General features: G+C 39.9%; 13 protein-coding genes. 5 read left to right on the top strand and 8 right to left on the bottom strand.

The annotated features are described in order from the left end of the window. From AACZ87_RS19280 to AACZ87_RS19250, 7 genes are all read right to left on the bottom strand, one after another. Window positions 1–431 (bottom strand): hypothetical protein (locus tag AACZ87_RS19280; RefSeq protein ID WP_339869601.1); only part of this gene is annotated, 431 nt, incomplete at its 3' end. Window positions 432–435: 4 nt separating this feature from the next. Then, window positions 436–795 carry a hypothetical protein gene (locus AACZ87_RS19275; protein WP_339869599.1) on the bottom strand — a complete coding sequence of 120 codons (360 nt, stop codon included), beginning with the start codon at window positions 793–795 and terminating at the stop codon, window positions 436–438. A gap of 34 nt (window positions 796–829) precedes the next feature. Next, window positions 830–1,378 (bottom strand): RNA polymerase sigma factor, encoded by a 549-nt coding sequence (locus AACZ87_RS19270; RefSeq protein WP_339869597.1) that lies wholly within the window; start codon window positions 1,376–1,378, stop codon window positions 830–832. A gap of 100 nt (window positions 1,379–1,478) precedes the next feature. Next, the gene (locus AACZ87_RS19265) at window positions 1,479–2,399 is read right to left on the bottom strand and encodes a universal stress protein (protein WP_339869595.1); all 921 of its coding nucleotides are present in this window, start codon (window positions 2,397–2,399) and stop codon (window positions 1,479–1,481) included. 450 nt (window positions 2,400–2,849) lie between these two features. Next, entirely contained in the window at window positions 2,850–4,325 is a 1,476-nt protein-coding gene (locus tag AACZ87_RS19260) for a polysaccharide biosynthesis C-terminal domain-containing protein (protein ID WP_339869594.1), read from the bottom strand. Between the two features lie 169 nt (window positions 4,326–4,494). Next, the gene (gene feoB, locus AACZ87_RS19255; RefSeq protein ID WP_339869592.1) at window positions 4,495–6,624 is read right to left on the bottom strand and encodes a ferrous iron transport protein B; all 2,130 of its coding nucleotides are present in this window, start codon (window positions 6,622–6,624) and stop codon (window positions 4,495–4,497) included. Window positions 6,625–6,629: 5 nt separating this feature from the next. Further along, window positions 6,630–6,857 (bottom strand): FeoA family protein, encoded by a 228-nt coding sequence (locus AACZ87_RS19250; protein WP_339869590.1) that lies wholly within the window; start codon window positions 6,855–6,857, stop codon window positions 6,630–6,632. Between the two features lie 578 nt (window positions 6,858–7,435). Here AACZ87_RS19250 and AACZ87_RS19245 point away from each other — a divergent pair. The 3 genes from AACZ87_RS19245 (at window position 7,436) to AACZ87_RS19235 (ending at window position 17,783) form a co-directional block, all read left to right on the top strand. Then, the gene (locus AACZ87_RS19245; RefSeq protein WP_339869589.1) at window positions 7,436–12,835 is read left to right on the top strand and encodes a hypothetical protein; all 5,400 of its coding nucleotides are present in this window, start codon (window positions 7,436–7,438) and stop codon (window positions 12,833–12,835) included. 23 nt (window positions 12,836–12,858) lie between these two features. Beyond that, a complete protein-coding gene (locus tag AACZ87_RS19240) occupies window positions 12,859–16,983 on the top strand; it encodes a hypothetical protein (RefSeq protein ID WP_339869588.1) in 4,125 nt (1,374 codons plus the stop codon). Between the two features lie 143 nt (window positions 16,984–17,126). Continuing rightward, window positions 17,127–17,783 (top strand): Crp/Fnr family transcriptional regulator, encoded by a 657-nt coding sequence (locus AACZ87_RS19235; RefSeq protein ID WP_339869604.1) that lies wholly within the window; start codon window positions 17,127–17,129, stop codon window positions 17,781–17,783. On the opposite strand, the gene AACZ87_RS19230 is transcribed toward AACZ87_RS19235, so the two are convergent. Continuing rightward, window positions 17,784–18,587 carry a universal stress protein gene (locus AACZ87_RS19230; protein ID WP_339869587.1) on the bottom strand — a complete coding sequence of 268 codons (804 nt, stop codon included), beginning with the start codon at window positions 18,585–18,587 and terminating at the stop codon, window positions 17,784–17,786. It lies immediately after the preceding gene. Window positions 18,588–18,799: 212 nt separating this feature from the next. Here AACZ87_RS19230 and AACZ87_RS19225 point away from each other — a divergent pair, with 212 nt between their 5' ends. Next, window positions 18,800–19,609, top strand: a complete 810-nt coding sequence (locus AACZ87_RS19225; protein WP_339869586.1) for a sulfite exporter TauE/SafE family protein — start codon at window positions 18,800–18,802, stop codon at window positions 19,607–19,609. A gap of 142 nt (window positions 19,610–19,751) precedes the next feature. Continuing rightward, the gene (locus AACZ87_RS19220) at window positions 19,752–21,275 is read left to right on the top strand and encodes a DUF4394 domain-containing protein (RefSeq protein ID WP_339869584.1); all 1,524 of its coding nucleotides are present in this window, start codon (window positions 19,752–19,754) and stop codon (window positions 21,273–21,275) included. The last annotated feature ends 29 nt before the right edge of the window (window positions 21,276–21,304 follow it).

Genomic DNA, 21,304 nt, shown 5'->3' with positions numbered 1-21,304 from the left:
TCCTCCTCTCTTCGTTTTTGCCAAATATGTCTGGCAAATTCTCTATTGAGACCATCCAACCGAATGATTTGATTATAGGTTATTACACTGGACAAGTCTTTCACAAATTTCTCTTCATCTACAATCATTTTTCGTTCAATTTCGAATTTTCTTGCGAGTCTTGATTTAGCATCTGCTTCAGATAGTTTTAAATCCCTAGTTCTTCCTAAATCGGACATTTCTCTGAGACTTTTTTCTCTCGCATCATTAAATACATTGTAAATCGGCCAAAACTGTTGGGCTTGTTCCGGCTTGAGATCCAATCGTGTAGTAATGAAAGCTACTCTTGCAGCTTCTAGTTTTTCACGATCATAGTTTCCATCTGGTCGTTGAGCCAGTGAAGTCCCAACTACCACGAAAAATATGATGATTAGTAACGTATATTTTTTCATAAGATTAATACCAATTTTGATCATTTTCATCGACTATATCTACTTCGTATACCATTTCCTCTGCTATGATCTGATCCAGAATTTCCTCAGGATTGTCTACCATACTTAGGACATCTTCAGCTGTCCAATATTGACTCTCAATGAATAGATTTACTTCTTCATCCATGGATATTGCTTCGTATTGAGAACTGGAAGAATTGAACTGCCAAACGCCTAAACTCACCACAAGAATGGCAGCGGCTGCGGCATATTTCATCCAATAGAAAGATCTCTGTGGACTGACCTTATCCATTATATTATCAGGGAGACTATCGAAATAATTCTCTGGCACCTTGAAATCCTGAATTTTTGGAAGTTTTTGCATGGTATAAGTTTAGACTGGGTTGGAAGTCAATAGTTTATTCTTTGGCTAAGGATTGTTCAATTTTTTTCACTGCATGATGATAGCTGGCTTTTAAGGCTCCTACACTGGTACCGGTAATTTCAGACATTTCCTCGTAGGTGAGTTCCTCCTGATATTTCAAGTGGAACACGAGCCTTTGTTTATCCGGCAGAGTAAGCAGCGTTTTTTGAAGTAATCGCTGGATCTCATCTCCGTCAATATTTCCTGGCTGGTCAATGTATGATTCCATTTTCTCCTGGTGATCATCAATAGAAAAGAAGAATCGTTTCTTTTTCTTTTCTAAAAAGCTCAGGGATTCATTGGTCGCAATTCTATAAAGCCAAGTGAAAATACTTGATTGCCCTTGAAATTTGTCAATATAATGATGAGCCTTGATGAAGGTGTTTTGGGTGATATCATCTGCATCCTCATGAATCAAAACCATTCTTCTGATTACATGGTAAACTCTTTTTTGGTATGCCAAGATAAGTTGCCTGAACCCCATTTCCCTAGTTTTGGGATCTTTTATGAGCTCGAGGATTTCTTGATCACCATTTTTATTCATTAGTGTTTTAGACTACTGCTAGCCGAAAGGGTTTATAAGGATAGTGAAAAAAGTATCTTAAGGCTTGATATTCAGAAGAAAAAATAATTCTTACTGCATGCTAAATCTCAAGAATGTAGTCCAAAATGCCTGCGTTTTTCCCTTTTGGTCGAGTTACCAACAATGGAATGCTATCGTTGTACTGAATCAACCGCTCTGCCATGCTTCCTATAAATAGGGCAGTGGCGGCAGTACGACCTTTGGCTCCAATAATAATTCCATCTGCTTCGATTTCTTTTGCCTTGGCGACAATTTCCTCTACTGGGTCATCATTTACATCTTGGGTGTATACAGGCGTGATCTTATTTCCTTTAGTATCGATTTTACGGATGAATTTCTTGTAGTTAATCTCAGCATGCATTCGCATGATCTGAGTAAATTCCTCATAGCTCTTACCGGTATAATGATAGCCTGATGGAACTGTGAATACATTTTGACATACGATCTCGAGGCCACCGTGCTTCTCAGCAATCATTATAGCCTCTTCAAGCGCATCCTTGGAATAATCCGAAAAATCACTCGGGACTAATAAACGTTGCATTTTAGTCGCAGATCCTTCTGGAACAATTAGTAAGGAGCAGCTCGCCCGCCTGGCGAGTCTTGTGGAGGCAACACCAGTACCTGGAAGATGTACTTTTCTGCCGATAAGGATCATATCTGCCGACTTTTCCTCAGCTAGCTTTAATATTTTCTTTGAAAGAGAACCTTCTTTTACGATGTAGTTCAAAGAAATTCCTTTCGGATTTTTGAAATGTTCTTTCACTGTCAACTCCATGGCCTCCTGGCGTTCATTGACCATGTTTTCCACCAAATTTGGGAATTCCTCGAGTACTTCTTTAGGGATACTCAGGTTCTTAATCACATTTACGAAGTAGATTTTTTTGGTTTGATTCACCTGAGCAATGAATGCTGCATGCTGAACCAAAGTTTGATCTAGCGAAGTCTGATCTAGGCATACGACCATTTTTTTAATCAAATACATAAAGCGCCAAAGGTTTTAGGAATTGCAAATTTAAGGGTAAATCGAGTAAAACTTTAGGTGTTTTGTGAAATAAAATTTCGAATAAATCTATTTTTCATCAGTTTGTTTTTAAGCATTTCAAAAGTTGATCATTTCTGTGAAATAATATTCTGATATAAGGCCTTGAAAGACATGGTTTTTCAAATGGATTATTTCACATTATCGGAATCATCTCTGAATTTCGCCAACCTGCCGTGTAATAAATCGTATATTTGCATTGTCCGGGTCGTCGACATGTTCAAACTTCACAAATTACAAATTTACCGAGTGAAGCTCTTCCCAAAAACAGGCCTCATTCTGATTCTGATAGCTATCGGGTCGGAACCTCGCCCTTTAAACCGGCAGGATAACAGTGGAAGTTTGCGGTTAACAGGCAGCTCAAATCTTGTCAAGTAGGAGGTTTGCAACACTCTAAGACCCGGATTTTTTTATTCTATTTTTTACCCATTCCCATTCCTCATTTCCTACATTCAGCAATCTTGAGAAAAAAAGATAGGTTGCAAATACAAGTATGCTTGTTATCAGGATATTTACAACGGGCGAATTAGTAAAGCTACTGAAGACACTAGGAGCATAGGCAATACTTCCTACGAAGAGTATTTTGAGGGTTTCTGTAGAAAAAGGATCGAAGCCTAGTTTGATTTTTAAGAAAAGGTATTTCACCAAATTAAAAAGAAACATGACTGCCACCGAAGCCATGGCAGCCCCATTGATTCCATAAATAGGGATTAGGAGATAATTCAGGCCGATTATTAATATGCTCATTCCGATGGTAGCAATCAGATTGAACCGATAGTGCTTAGAGAAAACTAAGATCTCACCGTTGACGGAGAATACTACATCAAAGAGTTTTCCCAGTCCAATCAAGAGAACTACGTGTTTTCCGGCTTCATAAATTTCACGATTCGGGATGAAATAATATAAAGCATCCAGATTTGATGCAATTCCTATGAATAGAAGTAAGCAGATGTATAGTTGCCGATTTGAAATCTGCTTATAAAGCTTGTTGATGTCCTTCAGATTTCCAGTAGAGAAATGATCGGCAATAACGGGCATTACCACCTGAGAGATAGCTCTACGAGGTAATTCTATCACCAGCGCCATGCTAAAGGCAATGGTGTAAATAGCATTTGCTTCAAGACTGATCATAGAGCTAACCATGATGCTATCGATTTTCATGATCAAAGTAGAAGCTGCTGTCGCTAAAAATGTTATTAGGCTGAATTGAATAAAAGATGATCGGAATCCTTGTGGAAAAGTGTTCCAACGAAAATCTAATTTCAAAACACCCAACCAAAGCAGGTAAACCAAAACGCCTAGCAATGCCAAGCCATAAACAGCCACTAGACCTTGCATTACCTGATTAAAGGTGATCCATTGGAGTAAATAGGAGCCAACAAGAATTCCTGTAAGCAATCGAAGAAAAACTTCCCGGATGAGTGTAGGAACGGCAACTTTCAAATACGAGCGACTATAGGAGTCCAAAATACTGCTCAGTAAAGAGAATAGTGTGATCAGTAAGACTACTCCAAAAAAGTCAATTACCTCGGGTGAATTCGCAGAAAACAAACCTATTATTTCAGTTTTGAATCCTAGAAAGATGCCACTGACTAGTGCAAAGCCGACAAGTGAAAAGACGAGTCCGTAGCTTAAAAAAGCAGATTTGTTTGATTGGAGTTGTGGGAAAAAGCGGGTAATACCATGACCAACTCCCAGTTGGGCAAAAGGAACAAATAGCAGTCCCAAATCCTGAATTGTACGAAACGTTCCTAATTGGGAAGCGTCTAATGCATAGGGGTAGAGCCAAAGTACGTTGACATATCCTATGATTACTCCCAGGTACGAAAAAATGGCGGTTTGAATGCTCTGCTTGGCTACGTTGCCCATGAGCCTAAAAGTATCAAAAAACTAGTAATAAGATGTTGTTTAAGTTAAAAATCAAGGTTTGGCGCACTTGTCACATCCAGGTTCGGTCTTTGATTTGAAGAAATATTTTTTCCCCAAATAAGCCAAAGCTGCTAAAACGATTACTCCAACGATGATTTCCTGCCACATATTAAGATAGAATTTGATAGACCAAAAGCGCCGAAATATACGCTAGTGCGGTCATGTATACTGTCTGTATCAACGGCCATTTCCAGCCTTTAGTTTCCCTGTACACCACGGCGAGCGTACTCATACACTGCATCGCAAAAGCATAGAAGACCATAAGAGAAAACGCTGTCGCAGTATTATATACTTTATCGCCGGTTACTGGGTTGATCTGTTGATTCAGTTTTTGTCGGATAGTCAATTCATCTTCCGTATCTGCTCCTATGCTATAGATGGTAGCTATAGTCGATACAAATACTTCACGTGCTGCGAAGGAAGCAATCAAAGCAATTCCAATTTTCCAATCGTAACCTAATGGCCGAATCGCCGGCTCAATGGCTCTACCCATGATACCAATGAAAGAATTTTCAAGTAGAAGAGAAGAAGTCTCATTTTCTATCTCGGTAACCTCTTCTGGTGATGCTTGAGCTAATTTAACTTCACTTTCAGCTCTAATGTTGTCCATTCGCTCTGGTGGGCCGTAAGAGGCCAAGACCCAAAGTATTACGGATATCGCCAAGATTACTTTACCAGCTTCAAATACAAAAGTCTTCGACTTATTGTACATGGTCATCAAAACGTCTAGCCATCTAGGTGCACGATAAGTTGGAAGCTCCACCATAAGGAAGCTTTTCTCTTCCGTTTTCAGAATGTTTTTCAGAAGTAAGGCAGTGAATAAAACTCCAATAACTCCTAATAGATAAAGAGAAAGTAAAGCGAGAGCCTGGAGGTTTACAAAGCCCAAGATTCGTTCATTTGGCACCACTAGTCCAATTAGAATCACGTAAACAGGAAGTCGAGCTGAGCAACTCATTAGAGGCGTTACCATAATCGTGATGATTTTTTCCTTCCAGTTTCCAATATTTCTAGCCGCCATCACTCCTGGAATAGCACATGCGACACCCGATACCAGCGGAACAATGCTTTTGCCATGCAGACCAAATGGACGCATCCATCGATCCATTAGAAATACAACTCTGGACATATATCCTGTATCTTCCAAAATCGCTAAAAATCCAAAAAGCATCGCAATCTGCGGGATGAAAATCACCACTCCTCCAATTCCTGGGATGATACCCTCTGTAATCAAGCTAGAAAGAGGCCCTTCTGGGAGTAGATTTGCGACAGATCCTGCGAGCTCCGCAAAGAAGCCATCAATCAAATCCATCGGTACTGAAGCCCAAGCGAAAATTGCCTGGAAGATAATCAATAGGATTCCTCCAAAAATCAAATATCCGAAAACAGGGTGAAGGAGAATTCTGTCAATTCCAGAGCCTTGCTTTATATCGGGAGTTTTTAATACAGCTTTTTCAACAATGGAAGTAATAATCCTATAACGGATTTTTGTCTCTTCTAACTGCGCTCTATCCAGATCGAATTTGTTTTCGGCAAGTTTTTCTTTGATCCAGTTTCTATGCTCAAGTGATATAGTCTTGTCTTTCTCCCCAAATCTCAGCATTTGGTATGCCTGATAAGAATTAGAAAATTTAAATTTGTCTTTTACTTCAGAAAGAATAGTTTTTGGTACGACTTCTTCAATGTCAATGAAGGATGATTTTTTACTGAAATTCTGTTGGTGAATCAGTTCACGAATTTGATCCAATCCTTTTTCTCCTCGAGCATCTGTGCTCAAAATAGGAACTCCAAGCGCTTTAAAAATTTCAAATGATTTGATCGCAATGTTTTTTCTTGTTGCGATGTCCGCCATATTCAGCACCAACGCCAGGTTGAGCCCAAGGTCAATCAGTTGAGTTGCTAAGAATAATCCTCTTGAAAGCTGGCAAGAATCTATGACCATCAAAACAAAATCCGGTCTTTCCTCCTCACTCAGTTGATTTAAAACTCTGTGCGAAATGATTTCATCTTCAGAATTTGGATAAAGGCTATAGGTGCCAGGAAGGTCAATGATTTCATATGTACTTCCTTGATAATTCATCACCCCAGTTTTTTTATCAACTGTTACTCCTGGATAATTACCGATTTTTTGGCTTAGTCCGGTTAGCTGGTTGAAAATGGTGGATTTTCCAACATTGGGATTGCCGATAATGGCAATCTTTGGTGATTTGACTTGGGAAGGAGTGGTGGACTCAAGCATGAAATTCAGAGCAATTGTACTTCAATAAGCGAAGCTTCGGTTTTTCTAAGGGCAAGAATGGTTTCATCGAGCTTAAAGGCCATGGGGCCTCCCATAGGAGCAGAATGATGAAGGATAATAGTTTTACCTGGCAAAAACCCAAGTTCCATCAAGTTGATTTTCAACGGAGAATCTAAGATTTCTTGAATAATTGCTGCCCGGGTGACAGGTATAGAATCAGCTGTAATGATCATATAATTGTATTGGTCTTTTGACCGAATGCAAAAATAGAATTATTTGGAATGAATCTAAAGAAAAATAAAGAAGATTTTTGTCATGTTTTGAATTAGCTGACTTTTTTTAACACAAACTTCTGATTTAGTAGACGAGATTTGGTGGCATTTATAAAGTTTTTTGACTTTCAAGAAGAAGTAAAATCATTCATCTAAAATTGATGGAAAGTTTTTCACAAACTAATCTCTAAAACTATAGCGCTAAGTTGCTGTAAAGGTAATTTATGGGTATAGACTCGCCTATTAACCGATACGTCAATGCAGATCTCTCAAGCATATTTTCACCAACTCATTAAAAAGAGAATAATTGAAGTAATCTTCCTTTACTTAATTCTAGATTTTGCAACTATTACTAAAATTTCTATAGTAATTATTAGATTTTCAATGTTTTATGTAAAAACACTTAGTGATTGATTCTATTATTTTTTACCTTAACAGAGCTTTTTTTTATCAGAAATTTGCAGGAGGAAATTTTTATTTGAAGCTGGGAATTGCAGTTTTTGCCAGAAAAGAGCATTGCATCTTAAACACTTTTTACCATGGAAAAAGATCAACTAGAATCCTTGTTGTCCAGTATCTTCGGGCACCTAAACACTGACAGTACTAAGGACAAAAAACAATGGGAGGAAGGAATTCCACTTTTGGCCAAATCACTTCTGATTCAAGATAGCTCAGAGATTAAGGCAGAATCCTTCAGTTTTGAACGCTCGGAACTTTTCTTTCAGGATAGGATTCCCAAAGAGAGAATTGAATTGATCCGAAAGGAGGCAGCAAAGGCAGAAGTGAAGGGGGCACCGCCTTCTATCTCCAAAGAATCTTCAGAAACAGCGGTCAAACGTACCTCGACTACATTAGGAAATAAGACTGTCTCTGAAAAAGTCAGCACAGTCGACGATGTGAACTTAAAGGCCTTTGTTCGTGAAGTTCCTGTTCGAAGCACTCAAATTAGAGCCAGTGTACCTGCTTGGGCTGCTGGCGCAAAAGTAGAGAAAACTATAGGCCCTTTGGAAAAAGCAGATGGAAGGCTGATCCTAGTGGATTTTTTCAGGGTAGTAAAGTTGATAGGAATCTATCAGCAAAACAGTAACCTACCTGTCCTATTGTTTAAGGCCTCCTTTGTAGAAACCAAAGTCAAGCTTGCTCAGGCTCCGCCACTTGAGGTATCTAAAAACTATGATGTTGCAGCTGGTAGTTTTTATATCAGAGCGGATATGCTTGCATCGAATGCGCCAAATAATAGATATGCGGCTATAAAAGTCAAAGACGGGAAAATCCAATTGAGTGCCGACCCTGTCCTTCAAGGAGAAAAGCTCGTATTAGCGGCTAACACAGGAGTGCAAGTAAGTTTGGATTTGGATCAAAGTCCAGATGCAGTTAATAATAAGGTGAAACATGGAGTTGATGCATTTGAGGCTAAAGTCCAGACACCTGAAAGTTTAAGTTTTTCATTCTCTGGTGCTTCTAAAGCTCAAATCGCTGAAAGTGGTTCTGCTCAATGGTCAGTTTATGGACAAAAAGCATCATTTTCAAAGGCTAATAAAGCACCTACCTACAATACTCAATTATCTAGGTTGCTAATACCCTATGCATGTTCGGTTGCTGAATTTTCCCCTAAGAAGCTGAAGAGTCCGATGGTTGATCTTCAGGAATCAGCGATAGTGAGCAATTCGTGGTGGGCGATTCCAGCTGCAGAACTAGACGTAGCAGCTCCATTGGAAGTGGCAGGTTCAGGAGGAATTCTTCAGGAATTAAAGTCAGGGTTGAAGTTTAGTTGGAAGGGGCTTCAAGGGAAAAAATTAAAATTGGAGAAGCCGCAGATTCTGGCCGAAAATGGGAGGATTTCCATAACAGATTTGATTTCAAATGGGGAAGGAGCTTTTCAGGAAATAGGACACTGGAAGGATGATCTGAATTCGTATGGCACTTCTATTTCATTTGCTTTAAATAAGTCAGCGCTATTTATGTACAACTCGCTTGCTGAAGGTACAGAAATGCTGGTTGCGCTTGCTAATACCCAGGTTAAAGTAGATAGACCTTTGCAGGTAAACGGACTTCCTGTTTCGGTGAAAACCAAGAATTCGGCGGTGCTAATGGCAGGTTCTGATAAAAAGAATTTGATTTATATAGTTGATGATAATATCCTGTGGGACAATAAATTACCATTTGATAAGGTTCCTAGTTTTAAGAGTATTGCGATAGCACTGGAAAATGCACTTTTCACTCTTTCCCCAGTAAATGGCGCACTAGTTTTTGGCGAGAGTAACGAGGATTGGACGAGGATAATTAAAAGCCAGACTTTTCTAGTATTCGGCATGCTGAGTTATATGCCAACACTTCCAGATCCTTATGTCGCAAATCTTGGGATTCTTAGCCGACAGTTTGGTAATAAATCAAGAGGATTAGATGGAATCAGGAGTTGGTTGATCTGTCAAATAACCCAAGATCCAGTACAGGATAAAGATGACGTTGTAAAGGTCAGTTTTCACTTTGGACCAAATAATAGTGCAAGTACCAGTGCCGACTCTACTAGAGAAATGGCTTCATCAAGTCTGATGAGTATGAACCAATTTGCTGCACCAGAAGCGAAGATGGAAACCTTGAAATCTACTTCAGCTTCCCGTGATAATCCCCTGCCTCCTTACGAAGATCAACTTCAGCCATTCACCAGACCTTATGAAATGGATTATTTTGCTTTGATGGACGTGAGTTCCAATGCAAATCAATTGGGAGTAAGTCTGGGGCTCGCTAGATCTCAGCGTGTAACTACTGGGATGGCAAGGTCTGTAGGGGAGTCGGAAGCGACGATTTCACAGACTAATGGTCAGATGATTTCTGTAGAGGGCATGGAGGTAATCGCGCAAGGCGCTATGACTAGGTTATTTATGATGCCTCAGGTTGCTTGGGAACCGGTCCTTAATTTGACTCCTCCAGGTACGAACAAACCAGGTGACCCACCCGCATTTTTTAATTATTACCCAAATGATGGAGGCCCTACCAGATTTGTAAACAATCATCAAGAGCGAATTGCGATTTCTCCTAAACCTCTTGTGAACTTTATTCTGGAGAAATATGAAAAGAAGGAAACACCGGTAAATGCCTTATTTACACTTCCATTTGGTTTAAGAGCTTTGGCAGAACTTTCTCACACAAATAGCAGAGAAACCATCAAACCGAAGCTGGGTCAAGTAAGACCAAACTTCCCGAATGATATGCAGGGTGGTATTCAAATTAGGGCTACTGCTGGCGATTATGGAAAAAAATTCAATGCTGAGCCTAAGAAAAATGACTTACCAATGTTCGCTGGATTTACTGTTCAGTTGGCGAATGTGTTAGGATTCAATGGAGTAGCTACGGGTGCAAGCACACTTGGAGATAGTGTGACACAAATTTTCAATGGTGAGTTTTTTGTAAATCAAGGAAACCCAACTCAACTGAACGAAAGAGGAGTGCCGGTATCCAAGATTGATTTCACAGGATATGGGGCGAGTACTTTTAGCAATTGGCTAAGTCCTTCAGCTGCAATTGCCCAAACGAGCCAAGCCAGATTTGATATCATGCTCGGAAGGACCGCCCATGAAGTGATTCAGGTGAAGAGCATAGTTTATCCTTGGGGTATCCGAGTAGTCAGAACGATTACGATTTTCAGAACAAGTTCAGGCTTTATCTATAGAACTGACAGTGGGTGGCAACCAGAGTCAGAAGGTATTTTTGACTTCAGGTATAAATACATTGACAAAACAGTTGCTGGGAGTCCAGAAGTTGAAGAAACTCCATTTGAGCTGCATCCTGGTACTTTACGAGGTCTATTTAATATTACAAATATTAAGGAAGATGGAAATGTTGCTGATTTTGTTACTAAAAACGTCATTTCTCAAAATGCGAATTACATCAACGAAAATGGGGAAAAAGTAAAGAATACGGGGGGGCAGTTTGATCAGGAAGTTAAATGTGTTGCCGTTTACTTCGATGCCGATATTTCAGTAGAAAATCTCGTGAAAGGTCATAAAGGAGGAAAAACACCTGCCAAGAAAATTCTTGGCTATGTTCAATTGTCTCCACCGGGTGTACCGCTGACTCCAGCCCAGCTTAAAGCGTTATTGAATCTTCAAGGAGGATTAATGGGGGGCGATATTAATTGTGAAATGGATGTGAGCGGCTCAGGTCAACTGATGCAGATTAATCGATTTGACATATCACATTCCGAAAAACCTGGGAACCCTACTGACAAACCAATATTTGTAGCGGCTACCCGTGGCTCTGTTTTGCTTCCAAAAGATGGAAGTTGGAGCATGGTTCAGCACGAGACAGGAAGTGGGGAAGTAACGCCATTACCTCCTCATATTCCGATTCCTCTGATTCGAATTGGAGAATGGCAAAAGGAGATTGTAGTGAAAGCTGCTGACGTGACCAATAATTTGGTTCGATTAGCACATCCCTTGGAAATTCTAAGAAATCCAGTTTCGGCAACGATCAATTATGGGTTCCTTCAAAGCACTGCAACTCAAAAAGCACTTTTCCTTACCCCTAGCTTTAAGAAAGGAATAGGAAAGCTTTTAAGTAAAACTCCACCGATTTTTTCTGATGCTTATAAACTGATGAATGGAAGTAGCATTTTTCCAAATGTAGGAGATGCATATTCCAACTTTGGAAAGGCAATAGCATTGTTAGATGGAGTTGATGAAGACGGCGCAAGTGTCAAAGCATTTATAGAAAATGCGGCTACAGATGGAGGAAGGAAAGTACTTGAACTAATGGAAATTACTGCCAAAGAAGAAGCAGGGAAAATCGTTGATAAAGGCTTTAAATTACTTTCTGGTGAAGCAAACAGTGCGTTGAATAAAGCGTTGGCTTTTGATATTCCAAATTTTGATCCGCTGTATCTAGTTGATATGGATGCATTGAAAATCTATATTGAGTATAAAGCAGAGCAAAAGAAAGGCAATACAAAGGAGTACGTGGATTCTAAGCTGAATTTTGATGTAAATTCCTTTGCTACGGACTTAGCTGATACATGGAAGAGTAAAGTCAACAATGTCGCAATGGTTGTTGATTTGGGTTCATTTGAACGTCTTATGACGATCAAAGGCAATTTTGATGCAGCAAAAGGAAAGGAATCTGGCTATGCCGGAGACAAGGATAATCCTGGGCCACTCGATGGGATACCACTTCCTGAAATTGAGTTTAGTGATGCTTTACAACCTGTAATTGAATTGCTTCAAATGCTGGCCGCTCTAAGTACAGGTGATTATGGTGCGGTGATGCGAAAAGGACTGCAAATAGCAATGAGTAATGCTGGGGAGATTTGGGAGTATAAGTTTGAAGCCTCAAAAGAAATTCCTCTCATACGCTTCCCACCTGAAGATTCAGTTTACAACTCACCTCAATGTCCTTTAAGACTAGAAGCGGGACTTGCTTTAGGAGTATATTTTAATGCAGCGCTTAAAGTAACCAATGATCCTGCGCAACTGCTGCCTACGGCTGGTGGATTTGTTCAGTTCAACGGAGGATTGGAAGTGATGTGTGTGACGGTAGGAGCAGCAACTATTTACGCTGTCGGTTCAGTAGAAGTCAAGATCGCTTGTGATACGAAGATTGGACCTAGTCTAATGATGAAGTTTGGCTTTGGAGCCAATATCTCAGTTGGCTTACCGGTGGTTGGAAATGTAAGTGTGACATACATGGTTGGTTGTGAAATGTATGCCGATGCCAACATAATCGAGGTCACCGCATTTATGCTTTTCAAAGGACATGCAAACCTTCTTGGTGGTATTGTTAGTGTGACAATTTATATCGAAGCAAGTGGTACGGTGAGGAGAATAGCGAATGAAGATAGGACGGATTGCACTGCTTCGGTGACCTTCGGTCTTGATATCAGTATCTGCTTTATCATCAATATTAGCTTTGAAGAGACTTGGCAAGAAAGCCGTCAGATAGCTTAATTTTTTACCTCAAAAATCAAATTATGGAACCTAGAAGATTAATTTCCTTAATGACTTTTCCTCAGCGATTTGACGGAAATATATTAACTGTAAACATCGTGGTAATTCCACGAAATACAAATCCTTTTTCTAATTGGGCTACAGGATTACCAAACCCAGCAAACGTTCCTGGTTTTGCAGATTTTCAGCCAGAATTCAGTTTCTCGATTGTAAAAGGAACTGATGATTTTCCGCTGAGCAATGCCACGGCCCCAAGTAGAATTCCGATTGTGAAGTCTGTAACGGTGAAGCCAGCTACGAATAAAGCTGAGATTATTAAAAAAGTAGCAGAAGCAATGCCACTGCCGATTACTGACAATTCTGATAAGCTTCCGGATCCGGTTCCAGTAGAGAAAAGTATCAAAAAATACCTGCCAAATTCTTATAGAGAACGATTCAATTTCACACAACCTAGGCATCCAAATGCCTTGACGGATGATGGGTATCACTGTGCAGTTAGGGACAAAATCCCTCCGGTCAATTATCAGCCACGTACCAAGTTGAGTTGGGGAAAAGTATTTGCAAATATTTTGCGTCAGCCGCTTCTGGCAAAAGCTTGCGGGATGATCTATGAAGTTCAGTTGAAAGTGGAAGCAGGTTGGTTTGATGAAGGAGGTTATTTGTATGCAGATATTACGAATGATCCCTATGCAATCGCTCAATCAGGATTGCTGGAAAGTTCAGATGGACCACTCATCAAGAGATATGCAGCAAAGATTCCTGCACTTGAAAAAGGAAAAGGTAGACCTGTTTTTGCTCCTGTTTTGTTTCCTGTGCTGTATAAAAAAGTATCTGATCCAACTGAGCCAGTTCCCTTGGGACCATGGGATGAATTATTCATGGAAGCTCAAACTTACAATGATGGCTTCGCCAAAATTGTGCACGCCAACCAACCTGTAAGTGGCAATCTTTTGGAAGAAAGTCAAGATGAGCTTCCGCCGCAGTCAGACTCAGGAATTCGATTAGGCTGGGATGATGAGCAAATTCTCATTTGGTATCTCAGACAGATGATTGAAAATCCGTCAGACCCCGGGTCAAACACTAGAATCGATGCGCCATTGGGTGTAATGGGGTATCATATTGATGTGAGACAAATTGCCGAAGGAAATCAATGGGAAAGTCTAAATAGTATTGAGATCAATGAATCTCAAAATATGTTTTCAGGCCAATTGGAGTCAAGCAGCACTGAACTTCCATATCAAGTATATCCCAATAAGATTAGTGGGCCGAATAGTGATCACTTTTGGCTACCCATGTATTATGCGAACTATATAGGCAAAAGTTTGGTGACCGAGGATCAAGATGGTCTAGAGATCTACAAGAATCATGAGGACAACGGAGGCCAACAAAATCAACTGCAGGATAAGCGTGTAGCTCAGAATACGGCATTGATTCCTTCTCCATTGAAAACCGAACTTCGGTATGGAAACTCCTATGAATTTAGAATTCGAATGACTGATATTTCTGGAGGTGGGCCTAATCTCAAGGATGTTCCTCTTAATTCAGCTCCAAGTCCTGAAACTAGTGTCTCATTTAAAAGATACGTGAATCCTGGAATGCTTCGGATAGAAAAGCCGATCGAAATTAGGAGTAATCTGAGAACGTATTTTAATGCAACGAATGACGAAGAAACCCAATTTGATGCTAATCCAAGTTTTGTGATCCAACGACCTTTGCTGGAATATCCGGCAGTAGTGTTTACAAACAAATACCAAAGTATAGGTCAAGATCCAGTTAAGTTGCTGAAGGAATTAACTTTTCAAGCGGATGGACTGAAGCCTGCTTTGGCGGATCCCGATGTCATGCAAGTGAAGATTCGCGTAGAGGTGAAATCGCTTAGAATGGATACGCAGTTAAGTCAAAATGGGAGAGATTCTTTCATTACGCTTTACCAGACTACAAGAGCTTTTCCTGCTGATTTTGATGGTACATTGAATGTTCCTATTGATTTTATAGATGTGCCAGTATTGAACATTGGGGAACAAGCCAATCCATTTTTGAATGAAGAGTTACTCATTGATGCTATCAATAACATGGAAGGCCTTGTGCTGCCAACAGGAAGACATGTCAGAATTTCTTTACGAGCTGAAGCGAGTGCTGATGTAGCTCCTGAAAGTTATTTTGGATTTATAAACGAAGATGAAGACAAGGATTCCAGATTTGGTAAAGTTCAGCAGTTTATGTTTTACAAAGAACCAGCTGTTGAATTGGATTTACTGCAACCATTTGAGTCAATCCAACCAGTTCAGGCTTTATTTTTAAAACCTGATAGTGTGCCGACCATAAAGGGAAATATTTTTTCATCCTTATTAAGGAGAGAGTCAGAAGAGCAGCAATCTGGCGTTGTAGAGCGCTTGGCTAATGCGTTAGGGTTGGAGGCAAAGGGTTTGACTATGGTAGCCCCAAAAGGTGAGCGAGTAGCAATTGGATGTAATTCCAGAATCAGACACACGTTAGCGCCAGATGGAAGTTCTATCACTTTTGCTACAAAAGCAGACCTTTATAATCACTGGCTAACTACGCTCAGCTATAAAGTGAATAGGGATTGGTCATGGGATACTTTGGATGATGTAGCTTTTGTCATCGAGCGAGAATTTAAGTTTAGGAAGGATAAAAACACTGAAATCCGGAAAAACACCTACTTGGGTGATATAGAATTGAAGCACACTGTTTCTTATGAAGCATTACAGTCTGACCGCTTCGATCGGGTCAATAGAAATTATACAAGAATCGTTTACATAGATGCTTTAGATCCGAAAAATGAATTAAAGCAGAATAATGGAGAGTTAAGATTTCCTGATGAAATCTGGGCAGAATATAAAATAAGGCCTAACATGAGAGCTGGACATACACAGGCTGAAATTATCGAGACAGATCGATTGACCCTTCCTACAGTGCTTCCTCCTGTACAGATTCCTAAATTAGTCAGTGTAGGAATTGCATTTTCCCCTTATGAAAGAACCGAGAATTATAGCTCTTCAGAGGCTAGAAAGCGATACCTATGGGTAGAGTTTGATCAGCCAGTTGAAAATCCGGATGACACGTATTATTGCAGAATGCTGGGAAATGCACCAGATCAGTTGATTGCAAGTAATGATGGGGAGCAATTTTCTCCACCGGAAGAGGCTCCAATAAGTCTTGATCCAGAGACAACTCGCCAGATTATCCCTGGTCAAAGTGATGATAAAGCTGGAATAGGTGCCATGCAACCCATGATTCAGGCTACTGACAGTGACCGACATTTCATGATGCCGATTCCTGCTGGTCTGCATGCAGAAAGTGCTGAAATGTTCGGTTTTTTTACCTATGAATTCAGGGTAGGACATGGCCAATGGCCAGATCGGGAGGATAACTTGTGGTCTACTGCCCAAGGTAGATTTGGAAGGCCGCTGCGAGTGACCGGAATTCAACATCCAGCTCCTACATTGCTGTGCTCGCTTAATAGAAATGAGAATCATTTGTATGTGAGTGCACCTTATGCGAAGGCGGTACACAATGGTAAAAATGTCACATCCAAACCACCTAGGACTAGTCTTTGGACAATGGTTTATGCTCAAGTATCCCAAGCAGATGGTCGGGATTTCCGAAATATATTACTAGGTGAGATTGAGATGAAAATTGGAGTAAGAGTGAATACTGATCCAAAACGATTAAAGAAAATCAATGATTTGACCCATCAAGTTTATTTTAAATCAACGATAGGAGACTATACTACAGGAAGTATCAAACTCAATCCAGCTGTAGTTCAGCTCGGTAATTTGGTTGCGAGTATAAAAGATGAACAGCCAGTTGCGACAGCAGTGGTCACATCTGAGGATATTGCTGAGAAACTGATTTCCTTAGGATTGCCTGAGGATAGCCCTTTAAGTGTGTTGGTTGTGGAGGTTTTTGGGAATATTACTAACCTCCATGATCACTTATCAGACTATAAAAATTTAGGAGTAAATGCCATGTCAGAAAGAATGGAGGAAGGGTTAAAAGCTAAAAGAGCTGAAGTAAATCTAATGTCAGATATCCGGCCTTTGAGTAAAGGTTTGGGACATTTCCGTATACTTAGAACTTCTCCCTTGACCAAAGTTCCTTTTGTTTGCTGCCCCACTTGTGAATAATCTCATGTCTATTTGAGTTAATTTATGCCTCCCAAACTAGTTTGGGAGGTATTTTTTTCAAACTTTTTAATGGGAAGTTCTGTGATATTGCTCACTAAGGGGCTAAAAGTAGTATGTTAGCTTTGCATTCTTGTATGAACGATATGATACCAGCAGAATTTAAAGAAAGTTTACCTGTTTTTACTGATCCGGACTTAGTTGATCAGATTTTGAATAAAGGGCAACTGATGAAATTGGACGCCGGAAAGGTGCTTATGGAGCCTGGGCAATTCATGAAAATGGTACCTATTGTTCTGGAAGGATCGATCAAAATCTCGCGAATGGATGACGAAGGGCGGGAATTATTCCTATATTATTTGGATGCGGGAGAGACTTGTGCGCTGTCATTGACTTGCTGCTCAGCGTCAAAACCCAGTGAGATAAAAGCAGTGGTAGAGGAAGATGCAACTATCATTTCTATTCCAATTGCTGCTATTGATCAGTTTTCAAATGATTACAAGCAATGGAAGGATTTCGTCACGAATACTTATCAGAATCGGTTTCAGGAAATGCTTTTTGCTTTGGATGCAGTAGCTTTCAAGAGAATGGACGAGCGATTGATGGGTTATATTGTGAAAAAAATGAAGCAGCTTAAGACTAATGAGTTGCATACTACTCATCAGGAAATTGCGAATGAACTCACCACTTCAAGGGAAGTGGTCTCCCGTCTTCTTAAGCAGCTAGAAAAAAAGAAATGGATAGAGTTAGGCAGAAATGTGATTTATATTCGGGATGATTTTGAGGAATTAATCAGTAAATAATCAAGTTAATACCAATAGAGGAACCTTCGAGTGAAATACCATTTCTATGGTTTGACTACGGCTGAGAACTTGCTCCCAGAGGTTTTTGTGTTCATGACACATGACTAAGATTACATTTTCGTTTTCTTCCAGAAACTGATCTAATCCTTCCACTGGTACTTTTGCATAAAACGTATGGATTTTTAAAGGCAAACCTTGATGATTCAGCGCAATAAAATCTTCTAGTTTTTGAACTCCTGGTTCTTCTTCAAAATCATCTGCAGTTTGCACATGAACGAATTCTATCCCTAGGTCCCAGCGAATACTCATAGCAATGACCCAATCTATGAATTTCTCTTCATGGCTTGCAAATTCTAGCGCTAGAGCCACTTTTCTTATTTCCGAAGCGTTTGAGTCAGCAGGAACTACCAAAACAGGAATTGTAGATTCTTTGATCAAATTGATGGTTGTGCTTCCAATTAACGCAAGGCGAATTCCACTTGTGCCTTGAGTGCCCATGACGATTAAGGTTGCGTTCATTTCTCTTGCTAATCGTGCTACGGCTATTGAAGCCGTACCTTCTTTGATCATTGTGGTGAATTTGAGATTTGCATCCTGGTACTTACTCAATGTCTTTTTCATCAAATCCTCGGCTTCCAGATGCATGTTTTCTATGGCAATAGATGCTTGGGAGGCGAAATCAAAAACAGCCTCTATCACATGGATTAAGATAATTTCTCCGCCCTTTTTGTTTGAAAGAGAGATAGCAAAATCTAATGCGTTTAAGGAATTGACAGAAAAATCTACTGGAACAATAATCTTCATGACCTTGGGAATTCTATTCTTAAATTAAGCAATTGTATCACATAAATGGAGTCATTGTGTAGATCTCGTAAGAATTAATTTTAAACTAGGACCTTCTAAAATTCTAAGTTTACGATCACAGGATTTACACCTAAACTTTTCAATTGTAACATTTGTCACTTCTTTGAATCGAGATCATAGGTACTTTTGTACCATCAACTCGGAAGTTTAATATGGAATTTATAGTATTAGTAGGATATGCAGCGGCGGTAATCATTGGTGTAAGCTTAGGTCTTATCGGCGGTGGAGGATCGATTTTGACTGTCCCTGTACTAGTTTATATTTTGGGAATCGATCCTGTTTTGGCTACCGCCTATTCCTTATTTGTAGTAGGAAGTACTTCTTTGGTAGGCTCTTTCACTTACATGAAAAAACAATTGGTGGATTACAAAACAGCACTGGTTTTTGCTATTCCATCATTTATAGCTGTTTTCTTAACCAGAAAATTTATTGTCCCAGCACTTCCTGACCCTTTGCTTGTACTAGGAGGATTTGAGATTACCAAAAGCATAGGCATCATGGTATTCTTTGCTTTGATTATGCTGGCAGCATCCTATTCTATGATTAAAGAAAAGGGAAAACTAGAAGATGAAAAAGACAGTGAAGTGAATTTTAATATACCCTTGATTGCTGTGGAGGGATTAATTGTAGGCTTGATTACGGGATTGGTAGGTGCAGGCGGAGGCTTTTTGATCATCCCAGCACTAGTACTTCTAGCAAAACTTCCTATGAAAATGGCTGTGGGCACTTCACTTTTAATTATTGCTGCCAAATCATTAATCGGCTTCTTGGGCGATGTTTCTAATCAAGTGATTGATTGGAAAATGTTATTAATTTTTACGGGATTATCTATCCTAGGTATTTTTGTCGGGAGTTCCTTATCCAAAAAGATCAACGAAAAAATGCTCAAAAAGGGTTTTGGATGGTTTGTGCTTATAATGGGGATTTACATTATTGCGAAGGAACTCATGTCTATGGGATAATTTAATTCAGTATATAATTTTGAATTTTAAGTGATTTTAATGTAATGTTCTGATCAAGAGTTCTTTTCAAGAATTATTTCCTAAGCTTGAAATCCAGTTGAACAGATGATGTCGTAAATGAGACATATCAACTATTCAACCAATGAAAAAAGCAAACATTTTACCCTCACTAGTTGCCAGCATGATCTTTTCTCTGGCATTTATCTCTTGCGATGACAAGGATGATGACATGGTTCCAGCAGTAGAAATGCCAGGAACTGCCCCTGAAGTTAGCTTTACTGCATTAACCTCGGATAACAAAATTTTAATGTTCGAAGCTCGCAGTCTTTCGACGCCAACGAGTTCGATCGATATCTCCGGTTTAGCCTCGGGAGAAATGATCGTTTCAATTGATTACAGACCCGCAACAGGACAGCTTTATGCACTAAGTTCTATGAGTCGTTTGTATCATATCAATGAAAATTCCGGTGCAGCTACTGCCTTAGGTACTGGTTCATTTACTCCTGCATTTCAAGGTGCTAATCCATCATTAGATTTTAACCCGACCGTAGATAGAGTGCGTTTGGTTACAGAATCTGGTCAGAACCTTAGATTACACCCTGAATTGGGGACTGTAGTAGCAACTGATGGATCAATTAATGGTGGTATGAACCCAAGAATCGGTGCTGTAGCGTATTCCAATAGTTTTTCTGGAACTACCATGACTACTCTTTTCGATATTGACTTTGAGCAGGATAAACTCTACAAGCAGGTTCCTCCGAATGATGGCGGTTTAGAAGAAGTAGGCTCTTTAGGAGTGGACTTTGAAGGGATTGGCGATATGGATTTGAATCCTGATAATTCTGTGGCTTTGGCAGTAAATAGAAAAGATGATGAATCAAGATTATATACTATTGACCTTTCCACAGGAAAAGCGATGTGGGTAGGTACTTTTACGCAGCCCGTGGTAAGTATTGCTTTCAAAACCAATCCAATTGCTTATGCTACGGATGCAGCAAACAAACTTTATAGGTTTGATCCTACTAATCCAAGTCCAATCGCAGTCGATATGATGGGATTGAAAACTGGAGAAATGATCGTAGGCCTTGATTTCCGTCCAGTTAATGGGCAATTGCTTGCTGTCTCAAACATGAGCCAATTGTATAGTGTTAACCCTTCAAGTGGAGCAGTTACTGCAATTGGAAGTCCTTTGATGCCAGCCGCAATGGGTTCATTCATAGGTTTTGATTTTAACCCAACTGTAGATAGAATCCGACTGATCACAGAGACAGGCCAAAATCTTAGGTTACACCCTGATTTGGGAACAGTAGTAGCAGTGGATGGAAGTCTTAACCCCGGCACTCCTATGGCTAGTGGGGCTGCATATACTAAAAGCTTTGCAGGAACTACTACTACAGCGCTATTCGTTGTTGATGCACAAAATGATATGCTTTATCAGGTATCTCCTCCAAATGATGGGGTGCTAGTAGCAATTGGGCCACTTGGTATTGATTTGGTCGATGATAATGGATTCGATATTGGAGGGACTTCTGATATGGCTTATGGAGTCTTTACCGTAGGATCTGCTTCTGGAGTGTATTCAGTAAACCTGATGTCAGGTGCGGCTTCAAAAGTATCTGATCTTAATTTTACGCCTACTTCAATGGCATTAGGGTTAGGTTTCTAATCTTAAAAAATCAAAAAATTATAGGGCCA

Source organism: uncultured Algoriphagus sp., from assembly GCF_963974365.1.
Taxonomy (GTDB): domain Bacteria; phylum Bacteroidota; class Bacteroidia; order Cytophagales; family Cyclobacteriaceae; genus Algoriphagus.
The sequence above is the reverse complement of the archived record's forward strand: the minus strand, read 5'-3'. Positions and strand labels throughout refer to the sequence as shown.

Coding starts and splice junctions, on each gene's coding strand:
- AACZ87_RS19225 (WP_339869586.1), top strand. CDS start 18,800: ATGGAATTTATAGTATTAGTAGGATATGCAGCGGCGGTAATCATTGGT.
- feoB (WP_339869592.1), bottom strand. CDS start 6,624: ATGCTTGAGTCCACCACTCCTTCCCAAGTCAAATCACCAAAGATTGCC.
- AACZ87_RS19240 (WP_339869588.1), top strand. CDS start 12,859: ATGGAACCTAGAAGATTAATTTCCTTAATGACTTTTCCTCAGCGATTT.
- AACZ87_RS19245 (WP_339869589.1), top strand. CDS start 7,436: ATGGAAAAAGATCAACTAGAATCCTTGTTGTCCAGTATCTTCGGGCAC.
- AACZ87_RS19250 (WP_339869590.1), bottom strand. CDS start 6,857: ATGATCATTACAGCTGATTCTATACCTGTCACCCGGGCAGCAATTATT.
- AACZ87_RS19275 (WP_339869599.1), bottom strand. CDS start 795: ATGCAAAAACTTCCAAAAATTCAGGATTTCAAGGTGCCAGAGAATTAT.
- AACZ87_RS19260 (WP_339869594.1), bottom strand. CDS start 4,325: ATGGGCAACGTAGCCAAGCAGAGCATTCAAACCGCCATTTTTTCGTAC.
- AACZ87_RS19270 (WP_339869597.1), bottom strand. CDS start 1,378: ATGAATAAAAATGGTGATCAAGAAATCCTCGAGCTCATAAAAGATCCC.
- AACZ87_RS19220 (WP_339869584.1), top strand. CDS start 19,752: ATGAAAAAAGCAAACATTTTACCCTCACTAGTTGCCAGCATGATCTTT.
- AACZ87_RS19265 (WP_339869595.1), bottom strand. CDS start 2,399: ATGTATTTGATTAAAAAAATGGTCGTATGCCTAGATCAGACTTCGCTA.
- AACZ87_RS19235 (WP_339869604.1), top strand. CDS start 17,127: ATGATACCAGCAGAATTTAAAGAAAGTTTACCTGTTTTTACTGATCCG.
- AACZ87_RS19230 (WP_339869587.1), bottom strand. CDS start 18,587: ATGAAGATTATTGTTCCAGTAGATTTTTCTGTCAATTCCTTAAACGCA.